Origin of the sequence: Flavobacterium sp. NPDC079362 (genome assembly GCF_050267765.1) — a bacterium.
GTDB lineage: Bacteria > Bacteroidota > Bacteroidia > Flavobacteriales > Flavobacteriaceae > Flavobacterium > Flavobacterium azizsancarii.
In genome coordinates, this window is the sequence record NZ_JBNNFM010000001.1 from 390,897 (window position 1) to 406,739 (window position 15,843).

Sequence of the window (15,843 nt, forward strand, 5' to 3'; positions counted from 1 at the left end):
TATTTCTGCAAACAAATATTCCTCATAATCTATATCGTAGAGGCGCACAGCAGTGCGTCTCCCGTCCAGTAACCACCATTTATTCCATTATTAATTATCATTTATCTCTTTATTTAATGTAAATAAATGGGATTATGTTGTGTCAATAAAATGGGGTTACGTTGTGTGAGACGCACTGCTGTGCGTCTCTACGTTTGTCAGCAGGAAAAAAACATTTATTTTTTTTTTCCTGCTGACAAACTGTTGTCACCGACCCTCGATACTTTTGAAGTATTAAAAATATAAAACTTTAAAACTATGAAAACATTAGCTGCACAAGTAATTACTCCAGAAGATTTATTGAAACACTGGCAAGGTCATCGCGCCCTTACACGTAATGTTATCGAGGCGTTTCCGGAGAAAGATTTTTTTGAATTCTCGATAGGAGGAATGAGAACTTTTTCTAAAATGGCTGATGAACTTTTGGCGATTGCAGTTCCCGGATTAAAAGGAATTGTAAATAAAGAAGTAAAACCTTTTACTGAAGGATCAGAAAAACTGATTTTTAAAGCGCAATATCTTGAAAAATGGGATGAAGCGACTGCGGAAATTAATCAATACTGGGAGAAATTATCTATTGAAGATTTTAGTGCAAACTTTAATCTTTTTGGTCAATATGAATTTCCGATATATCAGAATATTTTATACTTTATTGATAATGAAGTACACCATCGAGGACAAGGATATGTATATCTGAGAGCTTTAGGAATTGAACCTCCTTTTTTCTGGGAAAGATAGTATTCTTGAAGATTGGCTAAATAAAAAAACTCCTGAGAGATGAACTTGAAATTCTTCTTTTAGGAGTTTTTTTATGATAATCTCTTTATATAACTTTCAACAAGTTCCAGTGTTCTGATTTTTAGTTTTTCGGGCTCCACAATGGTCGCATAATCTCCAAACATCAGAAACCAACGCGGAAAACTTTCCTGAATATCACGTGACATAAAAGTCATTTCGATTTGATTGCCAATTTCTTTTTCAGAAATGTAACCGTGATATTTTTGCTCGTATCGAATATAATTGATGATTTTTTTATCTATTAAAATCCTAACTTTTGTCGTAGGAATTGTTTCTATTTTAGTTAAATACGTTTCCAGAGAATCGTGTTCTATCGTAAAATTACATTCCGTTTTTTGTATTCCCAGAATTCTGTCTGTTCTAAACTGGCGGTAATCTTGACGTAAATGGCAATATCCCAAAAAATACCAATTATTATGATCATGAAAAACCCCAACAGGCTCAATGTTTCTGTTTGTTGCTTGTTCCGCTTCTGCAGTTTTATAACATAAAATGATTTGCTTCTTTTCTGCGATACTGTCAAACAAAATAGCTAACGTATTAGGTGAGCTGTCATGAAATAAAGGTTCTTGGGTTTGCATCAAAATTCTGGACTCAATATTAGATACCCAATCTTTGTCAGTAGTTTTTAGCACTGATTTTAGTTTATACATTGCCGATGCGTAATGAGATCCCAGAGAGGGATCCGTAAACTTTTGCATTAGTTTTTCGGCAGCAATAAAACTGCCTACTTCTTCGCGTGTAAACATAACGGGAGGTAAACGATAACCGTCCATCAAAGCATAACCAACACCGGCTTCGCTATAAATAGGAACTCCAGAAGCTTCAAGAGTTCGAATATCCCTGTAAATAGTCCTTAAACTAACTTCAAAACGATTGGCTAATTCCTGAGCTTTTACAATTTTTTTAGATTGTAACTGAATAAGAATAGCGATAATGCGATCAAATCGTTTTGGGGTTTCGTCCATTTTATTTTTATAGGTGCAGAGGTTTTTTGAAAAGTTACAAAGGTTCAAAGATACAAAGGTTCAGCGTTTAAAGAAATAAAAAAGCTGTTCCATATTAGGACAGATTTTGTGGTTAAAGAATGATACACAGTTTGCATTTCTATAGACGCACTGCTGTGCATCTTGGTAATCTATTTATCAAAAACAAAACCCGATAACGAAAGTCATCGGGTTATAAATTAGTTTGTAAATTTTGCAGTTAAATTTCAGAGTATGATAACTTGAAACATTAAACCTGAAACAAAATTAAGTTTCTAGAATCTGTATAAAAGTCCAAATTGTGGTTGGTCGAAAATGTTTTCAAATAAATTAATGTTTAAATTAAAAGTATCTGATGATTTTCCATTTTCTGGTGCAACGCTGTTGTATGCCAGTACATTTGCTAATGTAAAAGTTACCGCAATATTTTTGGTAACAAAATAATTAAGACCAACAGTAATGTCTGCTGTAACGCTGTTGCTTGTGTCGCTGTTTGGAGGAGTTTCGATTTTATTACGTCCGTAACCTAAACCAGCTTCAGCAAAGGCTTTAAAACGTTTTTTATCTAATTCTAAAAAGTAGTAACGAGCAAAAGCACCAACTCCAAATACATTTGTTTTAACCCTTGTGGCTTCTACTTCTTCACTGGAGTAATTCAGTTTTGCTCCAACCGCAAATTTATCACTCAATAGATAACCAAATTTTGGACTAAACCCATAATAATCCGTGTCACCACCTGTGCTAATTTTAATAGAACCTTCAAGAAACATATCGCCGTTTTGGAAAGTAACACCTTTTGCTGAATTCATTTCAGAGTCGACCTCACCCTGTTGCGCATTGGCAAATGAAAAAGTTAGCATCGATAAAATAATAAAAAATTTAGTTTTCATAATAATTGCTTTTAAATGTTGTAAGATTAAAATTATGTTTTTAGTCTTAAAAATTTGATGAAAGCAATCAATAGGATTAAAAATGAAGTTATTGAGTTAATAATCTTACATTTTAGTAGGTATTTACGTGTTTATTTTAATGGGTTAATTAACGTTTTGTGTGTGTTAAATGGGTTTTTAATGAAGTGAAAAATGGGTTTTCATTAAAATAAAAAACCCGATAACGCAAGTCATCGGGTTCAATCTATATTCTATTCTCTTTATTATTTCTTCTAAAAAAATTAATCGTTAAGTTTCAAAACAGCCATAAAAGCTTCCTGAGGAATCTCAACGTTTCCTACTTGTCTCATACGTTTTTTACCTTTCTTCTGTTTTTCAAGTAATTTACGCTTACGCGAAATATCACCACCATAACATTTTGCGGTAACGTCTTTACGAAGTGCTTTAATCGTTTCACGAGCAATAATCTTAGCCCCAATTGCAGCCTGAATCGGAATGTCGAATTGTTGTCTTGGGATTAATTCGCGTAATTTTTCGGTCATTTTTTTACCAATGTTATACGCGTTGTCTTCGTGAATCAATGCAGAAAGCGCATCAACTGTTTGAGCATTCAAAAGAACATCCAGTTTTACCAGTTTCGAAGTTCTCATTCCTATCGGAGAGTAATCAAAAGAAGCATAACCTTTAGAAACTGTTTTTAGACGATCATAAAAATCGAATACAATTTCTGCAAGAGGCATGTCAAAATTCAATTCAACACGTTCAGTAGTCAAATACGTTTGATTGGTAATTACACCACGTTTTTCGATACATAAACTCATTACGTTTCCAACAAAGTCAGCTTTTGTAATGATGGTTGCTTTAATATATGGTTCTTCAACTCTGTCTAAACGAGATGGTTCAGGTAAGTCAGAAGGATTATTAACAACAAATGGAACTTCTGGTTCTTTTTTAGTATAGGCAAGATACGAAACGTTAGGAACTGTAGTAATTACAGTCATGTCGAACTCACGCTCTAAACGTTCCTGGATAATTTCCATGTGCAGCATTCCTAAGAATCCACAACGGAAACCAAATCCTAAAGCCGCAGAACTTTCAGGAGTAAAAACAAGCGAAGCATCATTCAATTGCAATTTCTCCATAGAAGAACGCAAATCTTCATAATCTTCAGTATCTACAGGATAAATTCCGGCGAAAACCATTGGCTTTACATCCTCAAAACCCGTAATCATATTAGTAGTAGGTGTTTTAGCATCAGTTAGAGTATCTCCAACTTTTACATCTTTGGCTTCTTTAATTCCTGAAATCAAATAACCAACATCACCAGCCGAAATCACATTTTTAGGAACCTGATTTAATTTTAAAGTTCCAATTTCGTCAGCAAAATATTCATTGCCGGTAGCCATGAATTTAATTTTTTGCCCTTTTTTAATCTGCCCGTTTTTTACACGGAAAATAACTTCAATTCCACGAAACGGATTGTAATGAGAATCGAAAATCAAAGCCTGTAGCGGCTCATCAACATTTCCTGACGGAGGAGGGATTTTTTCGATAATGGCAGCTAAGATATTTTCAACACCAAAACCTGTTTTTCCTGAAGCATGAATAATATCTTCTAATTTACATCCTAATAAATCGATAATGTCATCGCTAACCTCTTCAGGATTAGCACTTGGTAAATCTACTTTATTCAATACCGGAATAATTTCCAGGTCATTTTCTAAAGCAAGGTATAAATTTGAAATCGTTTGTGCCTGAATACTTTGAGCAGCATCAACAATCAAAAGTGCCCCTTCGCAGGCAGCAATAGATCGTGAAACTTCGTATGAAAAGTCAACGTGACCGGGAGTGTCAATAAGATTTAAAATATATTCCTCTCCTTTATAAGTATATTCCATTTGAATGGCGTGACTTTTTATGGTGATTCCACGTTCACGTTCCAGGTCCATGTTGTCAAGCAATTGAGCTTTTTCTTCACGAGCTGTAACGGTTTGTGTAGCGCCTAATAATCGGTCAGCCAATGTACTTTTACCGTGGTCAATGTGTGCAATAATGCAAAAGTTACGTATCTTTTTCATTTTAATATATCAATTCTCTAAACGAGTTTTTAAGTAATTTTCAGGGTATAAATTACGCTGTAGCAATTGCTGTAGAGCGTGTTATTAAGGCGCAAAGATAGCGCAAAGTTTTGGATTCTGGAATGTAGTTGTCCGATAGTTAGAATCTCAGTTTTAAAACAACCGTTAAAACTCAAAATTTAACCCTTTTTCAGTCAGTTTTTTGTAAGTTTCAGCATCAAATTTGTATAATTTGGCAGCTCTGTGCGAAACGTCCTGTTGCTTTTCGTCAAGAGCAATCAATAACTTCATGTGAAGAATTTTTCGGCGAAAATTAGATTTATCCAATTCAATTCCTAGAATTTCCTCATACAAATGCATTAATTGCAATAAAGTAAATTTTTCCGGCAAAAGATTAAAACCAATCGGAGCCTGACGAACGCGATTACGCAATTGCATCAAACTAAATTTAAGAATCTCATTATGATCAAAAATTAAATCCGGAATCGTATTAATTTTATACCATTTTGCTTCGATTACAGACAAACTGGCTTTAATATTATAATCTTCCCGATTCACCAAAGTATAATAACCAATAGTTACAACCCTTCTTTCCGGCACACGATCCGGATTCGTAAACGCCTTTAACTGCTCTAAATAAATATTGTCAAGACTTGTAAGTTCATACACAATACGATGTGCGGCATCATCAGCACTTTCCTCCCTTTTCATATATCCACCAAGAAGACCCCATTTTCCTATGCTTTCTCCTTCAGCATGCTGTACTAAAAGCACCTCAAGACTCGCTTTGTTAAAACCAAAAATAACGCAGTCAATCGTGATTCCGTCAATTCCCGGAGTAGTAATTTTGTGATCAGATTGAGGCGTATGTTGAGAAGAGGGAAAAGTCATTTGTTATAATTGTCAAAAGTATTAAAATTCAAAGTTGAATCCTTTTTCGGTCAGTTTAGTATAAATTTCCGGATCAAATTTGAATAATTTAGCTGCTCTGTGCGAGACATCTTGTTGTTTCTCATCTAATGCCACAAGTAATTTCATGTGAAGAATTTTTCGTCTGAAATTAGATTTGTCCATTTCAATTCCTAAAATTTCTTCGTATAAATGCATTAATTGCAATAGTGTAAATTTTTCCGGTAAGAGATTAAATCCAATTGGAGCCTGACGTACTCTGTTTTGAAGATGTTTTAGACTATATCCTAAAATTTCGTTATGGTCATAAATCAAATTCGGGATACTATTGATCTTGTACCATTTTGCATCAGAGGCCGTAAAACCAGCTTTAATATTATAATCTTCTCTTTTTACCAACGCATAATATCCAATAGTGATAACGCGTCGAAGCGGAAATCGGTCCGGATCCCCAAATGCCTTCAATTGTTCCAGATAAATATTGTCAAGGCCCGTAAGTTCATTCAGTAAACGGTGCGCAGCATCATCAGTACTTTCTTTTTTATAAATCCATCCTCCCGGAAGACCCCATTTTCCTTTACTGATTCCTTCACCATGTTGTACAAGAAGCACTTCCAAACTTCCCTTATCAAATCCAAATATCACACAGTCAATAGTGATCGCGTTCATTGCGGTCTGCTCGCTTTTTAAAGCTGAATCGTCCTCTGTATTTTTAACCATGCGCTATTTTATATTTTGACAAATTAAATAAATAAAATGAATAGTTGCCTTCGTAAAAGCTTTATATTTTTCTTAACATAATAATTTTCTGATAATCAGTGATTTGGAATTTGATTAAAAATGATGTTTTAAAATAGTTATTCTTAAACGCTTGATTGTCAAATTGGTAATTCGTTATTTTTTTGATATTTTTTTATTGTGTTTCAACTAAAATTTTATTATATCGATAATAATTTGGTTCTAATAATCAGAATCGGAAAAAAATAACCCTAATATTTTGTTAATATAGAAAAAATGTTTTACACTTGTAGTCAAAATAACCATAAGATAAGTTCAGTTTGACTATAAGATTAAAAAGGACAAATCTATAACTAACTTTAAATACAACCAAATGTTTTTTTTAGGAATTGATTTAGGAAGCTCTTCGATAAAATTATCAGTTTTCGATCCTGAGAACGGAACGACTATTGGCGCAGTGAGTGTTCCTGATTTTGAAATGCCAATTGTTGCCCCAAAATTTGGCTGGGCAGAACAAGATCCTGAATCCTGGTGGTTGTATGTTAAAGACGGAATCAAACAATTGGGTTCAAAATCTAATGTTGATTTAAAAAAAATTGCCGGAATAGGGATTGCCTATCAAATGCACGGTTTGGTTTTAACCGATGAAAATTTGAATCCTGTTAGATCGTCGATCATCTGGTGTGACAGTCGTGCTGCTAGTATTGGAGACGAAATTTATAATCAGATTGGAGCAGATAATTGTCAAAAACAAATTTTAGGAAGTCCCGGAAATTTTACCGCTTCAAAACTAAAATGGGTAAAAGACAATCAGCCTGAAATTTTTGCAAAAGCAAAATACATGATGCTTCCGGGAGATTTTATTGCTGCCAAATTATCGAAAGTAGCACAAATAAGCACTTCAGGATTATCAGAAGCTGCTTTATGGAACTTTTCCGAAGGAAAACTGGCAACTGAAATCCTTTCTCAAATGGGATTATCAGCAGATATCGTTCCGGAGATTGTTTCAAATTTTGGAATTCAGGCAACGATTCACTCAGACATTGCACAAGAATTAGGATTAAATCCTGATGCTAAAATAACCTACCGCGCAGGAGATCAACCTAACAATGCATTGTCATTGAATGTTTTGAAACCTGGCGAAATCGCTACAACAGCCGGAACTTCGGCAGTTGTATATGCTGTAAGCGATCAGGAAGCTTACGACAAACAAAACAGAATCAATACTTTTTTACACGTCAATAATACCGAAGCTGAAAAACGCAACGGAGTAATGTTGTGCATCAATGGTTCAGGAATTTTATACCAATGGCTGCGCAAAATCATGTCTGTTGACAGAACTGAATTAATTGCCTACGAAAAACTAAATGCCGAAGCTGCAAAAGTCGAAGCAGGAAGCAACGGACTTCGTTTTTATCCTTTCGGGAATGGTGTGGAGCGTATTTTCACTAACAAAAATGCCACTTCAGGAATTCAGAATTTAAATTTCAACATACATCAACCGTCACATTTGGTGCGTGCAGCCTGTGAAGGAATCGTGTTTGCTATGAATTACGGTTTTGATGTGATGAAAGAAGTTGGTGTTTCAGGAACGGTGGTTAGAGCAGGAAATTCAAATCTGTTTTTAAGTCCGGTTTTCAGGGAGATTTTCACCAATACTACACAAACAACTTTAGAATTGTACAATACATCGGGTGCAGAAGGTGCTGCAAGAGGCGCCGCTTACGGTTTTGGATATTACAATTCATTGGAAGAAGCCTTTCGTGGATTGCAATGTTTAGATAGAATTGAACCCAACAAAATCCTGACTTCTCAATATCAGGATTTATATCAGGAATGGAAAAATCAAATTAAAATAGAACAATAATAATGAGCACAACCAACCCAACTTACTTTAAAAATATAGACACGATTAAATTCGAAGGAAGAGATAGTGATAACCCGTTAGCTTTTAAATGGTATGATGAAAATCGTGTCGTTGCAGGAAAAACACTAAAAGAACATTTACGCTTTTCGATGGCATACTGGCATACGCTGTGTAATACGGGAGGAGATCCGTTTGGAGCTTCGACTGAAACTTTCTCCTGGGATAAAAATGAAAATGTAATCTTAAGAGCCAAAGATAAAATGGATGCGGCTTTTGAATTCATGACAAAATTAGGTTTGCCATACTACTGTTTTCATGATGTTGATATTGTTGATGATGCGCCAACATTGGCTGAATTTGAAACACGTATTCAGACTATGGTAGAGTATGCGAAACAAAAACAACAAGAATCAGGAATTAAATTGTTGTGGGGAACTTCAAACTTATTCAGCAATCCACGATTCATGAATGGTGCTGCAACGAATCCAAACTTCGATGTTTTGGCGTACGCCGGAGCTCAGGCAAAAATCGCAATCGATGCAACGATCGCATTAGGCGGAGAAAATTATGTTTTCTGGGGAGGTCGTGAAGGATATATGAGTTTGTTAAACACAGACATGAAAAGAGAATTAGACCATTTAGGAAGATTCCTGAATACATGTAAAGATTATGCTCGTAAAGAAGGTTTTAAAGGAAACTTCCTGATCGAACCAAAACCAATGGAACCTACAAAACATCAATATGATTATGATGCAGCGACTTCATTAGGATTTATTAATAAATACGGACTTCAAAACGATTTCAAATTAAATCTTGAAGTAAACCACGCCACTCTTGCCGGACATTCTTTTGAGCACGAATTACAAGTTGCAGTTGATGCAGGAATGTTAGGAAGCATTGATGCCAATCGTGGAGATTACCAAAATGGCTGGGATACAGATCAGTTCCCAATCAATCTTCAGGAAGTTACCCAAGCGATGTTAGTGATTCTTGAAGGTGGCGGAATTAAAGGCGGTGGTGTAAACTTTGATGCAAAAGTGAGAAGAAATTCAATCGATTTAGAAGATAAATTCATTGCACACATTGCAGGAATGGATGTTTTTGCACGAGGATTAATTTGTGCCGATCAGATACTACAAAATACAGATTATAAAAAATTACGTACTCAGCGTTACAGTTCATTTGACGGTGGAAACGGAGCAAAGTTCGAAAATGGGGAATTATCTCTTGAAGATCTTAGCAAAATTGCCCGTGCAAGTGGAGAACCTCAACCATTAAGTGGAAGACAAGAATTATTCGAACAGATCATTTCGAATGCATATTAAGCAGGTAAAAATAACTAACTATAATTTAAACCAATTCTTAACTATTATGAAAAGCAAATATTGTATTAAAACAACACCGCTCTCGTTTTGTATGGCGCTGTTGCTTAGTGTATTTATGATGCAGTCTGGTTTTGCACAGGAGCAATCCCAAGTTATCACCGGAAATGTAAAATCAGCAGATGATGGTATGGGAGTTCCGGGTGCAACAGTTGCAATCGAAGGAACTAAAACAGCAACATCGACAGATTTTGACGGAAACTTTAAACTGGAAGCAAAAACAGGCAACGTGATTGTGATCAGTTTTATGGGATTTAAAGCGCAACGTATCACCGTTGGAACTCAAAAAGTAATTACGGTTACTTTACAAACAGAGGCGGCGGACCTTAAAGAAGTTGTCGTTATTGGGTATGGTTCACAAAAGAAAACACTTGTTACCAATGCTGTTACTCAGGTAAGTGGTGAGAACCTTGCCAAAACCAATACTACAAATGCATTGCAAGCACTTCAGGGTCAGGCAGCTGGACTTCAGATTACCTCTACTTCAGGTCAGCCCGGAGAAGCTTTAAAAGTTGTGATTAGAGGTGTGGGATCTGTAGCAGGAAGCAGCCCGCTTTATGTGGTAGATGGAATATTGACTGGTGATATTTCGTATTTAAGCAACTCGGATATTGAATCTATTTCGGTTTTAAAAGATGCTGCTTCTGCTGCCATTTATGGTTCGCAAGCTGCAAATGGAGTTGTTTTGGTAACTACTAAAAAAGGAAAACGTGGTGCACCCGGAAAAATCACTTTTGACCAATACTACGGTGTACAATCAGTATCGAGAAAAGTCGATTTATTAGATGCAACGCAATATGCTACAATATTAAATGAGGCTGCAGTAAATTCTGGAAAAGCTCCTTATTTTACGAATAGCCAAATTGCCGGTTTAGGAAAAGGAACAAACTGGATGGATAAAATGCTAACGGATAATGCCGCTACAAAAAATTTCTCATTTGGAGCTTCGGGAGGTTCAGATACGTCAGTTTATTCTACATCATTATCCTACTTAGGACAAGAAGGAGTTGTAGGAGGAAAAGATCTTTCAAATTATCAGCGTTATAATTTTAGATTCAATTCAGAACATAAACTATATAAAGATGTTGTTACAATAGGTCAGAATTTAAGTTTTGCTTATGTAGACAAAAACGGTATTGGTGTTGGTAATCAGTACAGCAACTCTTTAAGAAGTGCTTTTCAGGTTTCACCATTATTACCAATGTATGATGCAAACGGAAATTATTTTGATACATCAAATAGCACAGAACCCTGGTTATCAGGTACAGCAAATCCGTATGCTTTAATGGAGTATACAAATCAAAATGAAAGTAATAATCAAAAATTATTAGGGAACGTTTATTTACAAATTGAGCCTATAAAAAACTTAACCTTTAAGACTACTTTGGGGCTTGATTATTATGTATCCGAAGGACATGCCTACACTCCGATCTATAGATTGTCAATTTATGCCAACACTGCTTTTGATAAAGTAAATCAAAACATGAGCAAAAATAAAAGTATTACATGGGATAACCTGGTATCTTATAAGTTTAATGCTGCTGATAATCATCATTTTGAAGCCATGTTGGGTACATCATTTATTAACTACGATGCAACTTCTATAGAAGTTAACAATGCAGATTCTGTTTTTAATGATTTAGAGCATGCCTGGATCGATAACACGACCAACAAAGACGGATCTAAAATTGCAATTAAGGGCAAAAAAGAAGAAAATAAGCTGATGTCTTATTTTGGAAGATTAAATTACAACTATAAAGAAACATACTTATTCAACGCAACACTTAGAGCAGACGGTTCATCAAAATTTGCTCCGGGAAACCAATGGGGTTATTTTCCTTCATTATCAGGAGGTTGGGTAGCTTCAAATGAAGAGTTTTTGAAAGATTCAAAAGTATTCAACTTTCTTAAATTAAGAGCGAGTTGGGGACAGGTTGGTAATCAAAGTATTAGATCATTTCAATATTTGACATTAATTAAATCAAATAATACGAACTATAATTTTGGTAATGAAGAAGGAGTTCAGACACCGGGAGCATATCCGCAAAACATATCAAATACAAATATAAAATGGGAAACTTCAGAGCAGATTGACCTTGGTTTAGATGCGAGATTTCTAAACAATGCTTTGAACGTAACGGTTGATGTGTACCAAAAAACAAATAAAAACTGGTTAGTCCTGGCGCCAATTTTGGCAACTGCAGGTGCAGATGCTCCCTTTATTAACGGTGGAGATGTTGTAAACAAAGGAGTTGAGTTAAGCCTTAATTATCAAAACAAAATAGGCGATTTTAATTATAGCATAAGTGCAAATGGAGCTTATAATAAAAATGAAGTAGGTAAAATTCCCACTATCGATGGTCTTATTCACGGATTAAACAATGAACTTTATGATAATGCCGGCGAATTTTACAGAGCAGAAAACGGACAGCCATTAGGTTATTTCTGGGGATACAAAACAGGAGGAGTTTTTCAAAATCAGGCACAAATTGATAATTATAAATCAGCAAACGGTGTAGTACTACAGCCTAATGCAGCTCCCGGAGATCTTATTTATGTAAATAAGAATGGTGATGATAAAATAGATGCAAGCGACAAAACCAATATCGGAAATCCAAATCCGGATTTTACTTACGGTTTCTCTTTGTCAGGTAGTTATAAAGCTTTTGACTTCTCTGTTATGGCAAATGGTGTAGCAGGAAATCAAATCGTGCAATCGTATAGAAATCAAGCGGGTGCTTACGGAAATTATACTACTGCAATATTAGACCGTTGGCACGGAGAAGGTTCTTCGAACACAATGCCAAGAGTAACAGAAGACAATAGAAACTTTACGCAATTTTCAGATTTGTATGTTCAGGATGGTGATTTCTTAAGAATCAGTACCGTTACATTAGGATTTGATTTAGCGAAAATGAGACAATCTAAACCATTTTTTGCAAGCCAGTTCAGAGTTTATTTTTCAGTGTTGAATCTTTATACTTTCACGAAATATAACGGTATGGATCCTGAAATTGGATTTGGTTCTTCAAATGATGACCAAAAGTTTTCATCAGGTGTTGATGTAGGATACTACCCAAGACCAAGAACATTCATGTTGGGATTAAATATTAAACTTTAATAAATAAAAAGATGAAAAATACATATCTATATATTTTCTGTTTGAGTTTATTGTCGCTGGGTTCTTGTAGTTTAGAAACAGAACCATTGGTACAACAAACAGATACGAATTTTTATAAAACAACAGATGATGCTTATGCAGCATTAGTAGGATGTTATGATGGTCTACAGGTGGCAACCGGAGCCAGTGGCTTGGGAGTTCCTGTAATAAGTGAAGTAATGTCTGATGATTGTTTTGGAGGAACGGGTAACTCTGACGGATACAGTTATGCCGCCATCGACGAGTTTGATATTAGCCGTTCTCCTTCAGATGTTGATTTGCTTAATAACAACTGGATTGCCTATTACAAAGCCATTTATCGTTGTAATATCTTTTTGTCTAAAATCGATCAGATTGACTGGAAAGAGAACACTACTTTAAAGAATACATACGAGTCAGAAACTAAATTCATCAGAGCTTACCTTTATTTTGAAATGGCGCGTTTATGGGGAAGCGTACCATTGTTAACGGCACCTTCTACTGAAAATATCCCACAAGCAGCTCCAGAGGAAATTTATAAAGTAATTGCAGAAGATTTAGTATTTGCTTCAAATAATTTACCAGGTGGAGGATATGCCGCAACAACTAGCGGACGTATTACAAAATGGGCTGCTAAATCTTTATTAGGACGTGTTTATTTGTATTATACAGGGTATTACGGCAAAACAGATTTAGCAGGTATAGTTACCAAAACACAGGCTTTAGGACATTTAGAAGATGTTATTGCTTCTAGCGGACATGGTTTAGTAGATGATTTCTCTACTTTATGGCCAGCAGCATCAGTTGATAAATATGCCGGAGAAAGCAATAAAGAAATTGTGTTTTCTATAAAATATACTTACACAAGTGATTATAACGGAAACACAGATGGTAACCATTGGTTAGTAATGTTTGGTATGAGAGAATTCTCGTCTTATCCTTACGGACGCGGATGGGGAGTTACGGTAAATTCGAAATTATGGAATGCTTATACTGCCGGAGACACAAGACGCGTAGCAACTGTAATTGGAATCGATCAGGAAAAAATAAAATTTGATAAAATAAACAGCCAGAGAGAATATACAGGTTATTATAATAAGAAATATTCACCAATGGTGGATAAAGACGGAAAAGATCTTCCTCTTGTTATGGGTAGCCAGTATTGGGATATTGGTCAATTTCAGGATTATGTTGTCTTGAGATATTCAGATGTTTTGCTAATGGCGGCAGAATTAGGAAGCGGAAGCGCGCAAACTTATTTCGACAACGTTAGAAGAAGAGCGTATAAAGACAACTTTACCTCTTTACCGGTGAATTATGATAATATCATGAACGAAAGACATTTAGAATTTGCTCTTGAAGGAGTCAGATATTGGGATTTATTACGTCAGGGTATCGGAAAAGCTTCTACAGCTATTGCAGAAACTACAACATTGCTAAGTGGCGGAGTTGCCGGAACAAAAACAATTTCAGCAGCTAAAATACAGGCGACAAAAGGACTGCAGCAAATCCCGAATACTCAGATCACATTATCAGGTGGAGTATTGAAGCAAAATGCGGGTTGGTAATTTTAACTTAAAAAGCAAAGAAATGAAAAATATTAAATTATTAATTACATCATTTTTGATGGTAGCATTAATGCTAGTATCATCTTGTTCACCGGAAACCTATTCTCTGGACAGCCCGATGAGCAAATCGGATATACATTTTGAGATTACCCAGGATTTAGTAACAGATGCGGGAGGAAACACGGTAATACTGAAAAATACAACTCCGGGAGTGGTATTAAACTGGGATTATGTTACAGGAAAGTCGAGTAAAGCTGTGCAAACTGTACAATATGCTTTTAAAGGAAGTTATACCATCAAAATTACTGCTGTAACCGGCGGTGGTCTTGTAGAGTTAGATCCGGTAACAATTGTTGTAAGTCAGGACAACTTAAATTATGTTAATGATCCTCTTTGGACAGCATTATCAGGTGGAGTTGGCAAAAAGAAATCATGGGTAGCTGATAATGGTAAATATGGTTTAGCTCCGGGTGCTATGTCTTTTGCGGATCCTAATGATCCTACAAAACCGGTAGAATGGAATAATTTTACACCAAACTGGGAACCTGAAGGTAATGCTAATTCAAGTACAGATGCTGATATGCATTGGGGAAGATACATGACATTCAGCCTTGAGGGAGGACCTTTTATGACGGTTAATGAAAAGGATGGAACGACGATTCAAAACGGATCTTACTTCTTGGATATTAATGCGCATACCCTAACAACAACAGGAGCAACTATTCTAAGACCAGACAATTATATCGCAAATGCAAGTAACTGGAACAATGAAATTAAAGTACTGAAACTTACTGATAATCAGTTGAGAATTGCAGTAAAGAGAACCAATAGCGAAGGACCTTGGTGGTACATTTGGAATTTTGTTGCTAAAGATTATGCAGACAGCTACGTTCCTCCAATTACAGAACCTGTTCTTGACGAAGGTTATAATCCAACTTTTGCTTCTGGCGAATTGTTGACAATGTTAACCGGAGGAGCCGGAGCAGGAAGAGTTTGGCAATTAGATGCAGCAGGTAATCCTGTTGACTGGGTTGCGGCAGGAAAAGGATGGACAGTTAACGCTGGAAGTTCTTCTGATTGGGGATGGAATGCTGGTTGGACAGCTGTTGCCGGTAATTCATGGGTACGTTTTGACCAGTGGGGAGGTAAATTAAATTATACCCGTAGCCAAAATGGTGTTGTAACTACAGGAATTTTTACCATAAATGCAGCAACCAATGAAATTAATTTAGGAACAGATACATTGATTCAAAATTCAGAAAGCTGGATGAGTCCAACTGCGAATATTATCAAAGTAGTAAAAGCATACAATAAAGATTATCTTCAAAAAGGTATTTGGTTAGGGACATCTTATGATGCCGGTAAAGATGAATGGTTTGTTTTCCATTACATCATCCCTTAAATAATTACGGGTTTTCATAAACCGGAAACCTGATTATTTAAAGTATA

11 protein-coding genes are annotated in these 15,843 nt (G+C 35.7%); 6 read left to right on the forward strand and 5 right to left on the reverse strand.

Going from position 1 to position 15,843, the window contains the following annotated elements:
• The first annotated feature begins 297 nt into the window (after positions 1–297).
• On the forward strand, positions 298–777 hold the full coding sequence (locus ACQKCJ_RS01715) for a DinB family protein (RefSeq protein WP_271334073.1): 480 nt from the start codon (positions 298–300) through the stop codon (positions 775–777).
• A gap of 71 nt (positions 778–848) precedes the next feature.
• On the opposite strand, the gene ACQKCJ_RS01720 is transcribed toward ACQKCJ_RS01715, so the two are convergent.
• The 5 genes from ACQKCJ_RS01720 to ACQKCJ_RS01740 form a co-directional block, all read right to left on the reverse strand.
• Positions 849–1,805: a helix-turn-helix transcriptional regulator gene (locus ACQKCJ_RS01720; protein ID WP_427401223.1), complete on the reverse strand. Its 957-nt coding sequence runs from the start codon at positions 1,803–1,805 to the stop codon at positions 849–851.
• A gap of 293 nt (positions 1,806–2,098) precedes the next feature.
• Positions 2,099–2,713, reverse strand: a complete 615-nt coding sequence (locus ACQKCJ_RS01725) for an outer membrane beta-barrel protein (protein WP_271334075.1) — start codon at positions 2,711–2,713, stop codon at positions 2,099–2,101.
• A gap of 281 nt (positions 2,714–2,994) precedes the next feature.
• Complete coding sequence (gene lepA, locus ACQKCJ_RS01730) at positions 2,995–4,791, reverse strand: translation elongation factor 4 (protein WP_271334076.1); 1,797 nt, start codon at positions 4,789–4,791, stop codon at positions 2,995–2,997.
• Positions 4,792–4,956: 165 nt separating this feature from the next.
• Complete coding sequence (locus ACQKCJ_RS01735; protein WP_271334077.1) at positions 4,957–5,682, reverse strand: NUDIX hydrolase; 726 nt, start codon at positions 5,680–5,682, stop codon at positions 4,957–4,959.
• Positions 5,683–5,703: 21 nt separating this feature from the next.
• Complete coding sequence (locus ACQKCJ_RS01740; protein WP_271334078.1) at positions 5,704–6,420, reverse strand: NUDIX hydrolase; 717 nt, start codon at positions 6,418–6,420, stop codon at positions 5,704–5,706.
• 391 nt (positions 6,421–6,811) lie between these two features.
• On the opposite strand from ACQKCJ_RS01740, the gene ACQKCJ_RS01745 reads away from it, so the two are divergent.
• From ACQKCJ_RS01745 to ACQKCJ_RS01765, 5 genes are read left to right on the forward strand one after another with little or no spacing between them, the layout of a single operon-like run.
• The gene (locus tag ACQKCJ_RS01745) at positions 6,812–8,305 is read left to right on the forward strand and encodes a xylulokinase (protein WP_271334079.1); all 1,494 of its coding nucleotides are present in this window, start codon (positions 6,812–6,814) and stop codon (positions 8,303–8,305) included.
• Between the two features lie 2 nt (positions 8,306–8,307).
• On the forward strand, positions 8,308–9,630 hold the full coding sequence (xylA, locus tag ACQKCJ_RS01750; RefSeq protein WP_271334080.1) for a xylose isomerase: 1,323 nt from the start codon (positions 8,308–8,310) through the stop codon (positions 9,628–9,630).
• A 46-nt stretch (positions 9,631–9,676) separates the two neighbouring features.
• On the forward strand, positions 9,677–12,808 hold the full coding sequence (locus ACQKCJ_RS01755) for a SusC/RagA family TonB-linked outer membrane protein (RefSeq protein WP_271334081.1): 3,132 nt from the start codon (positions 9,677–9,679) through the stop codon (positions 12,806–12,808).
• Positions 12,809–12,819: 11 nt separating this feature from the next.
• Positions 12,820–14,394 (forward strand): RagB/SusD family nutrient uptake outer membrane protein, encoded by a 1,575-nt coding sequence (locus ACQKCJ_RS01760; RefSeq protein ID WP_271334082.1) that lies wholly within the window; start codon positions 12,820–12,822, stop codon positions 14,392–14,394.
• 22 nt (positions 14,395–14,416) lie between these two features.
• A complete protein-coding gene (locus tag ACQKCJ_RS01765; protein WP_427401224.1) occupies positions 14,417–15,796 on the forward strand; it encodes a hypothetical protein in 1,380 nt (459 codons plus the stop codon).
• Positions 15,797–15,843: the final 47 nt, after the last annotated feature.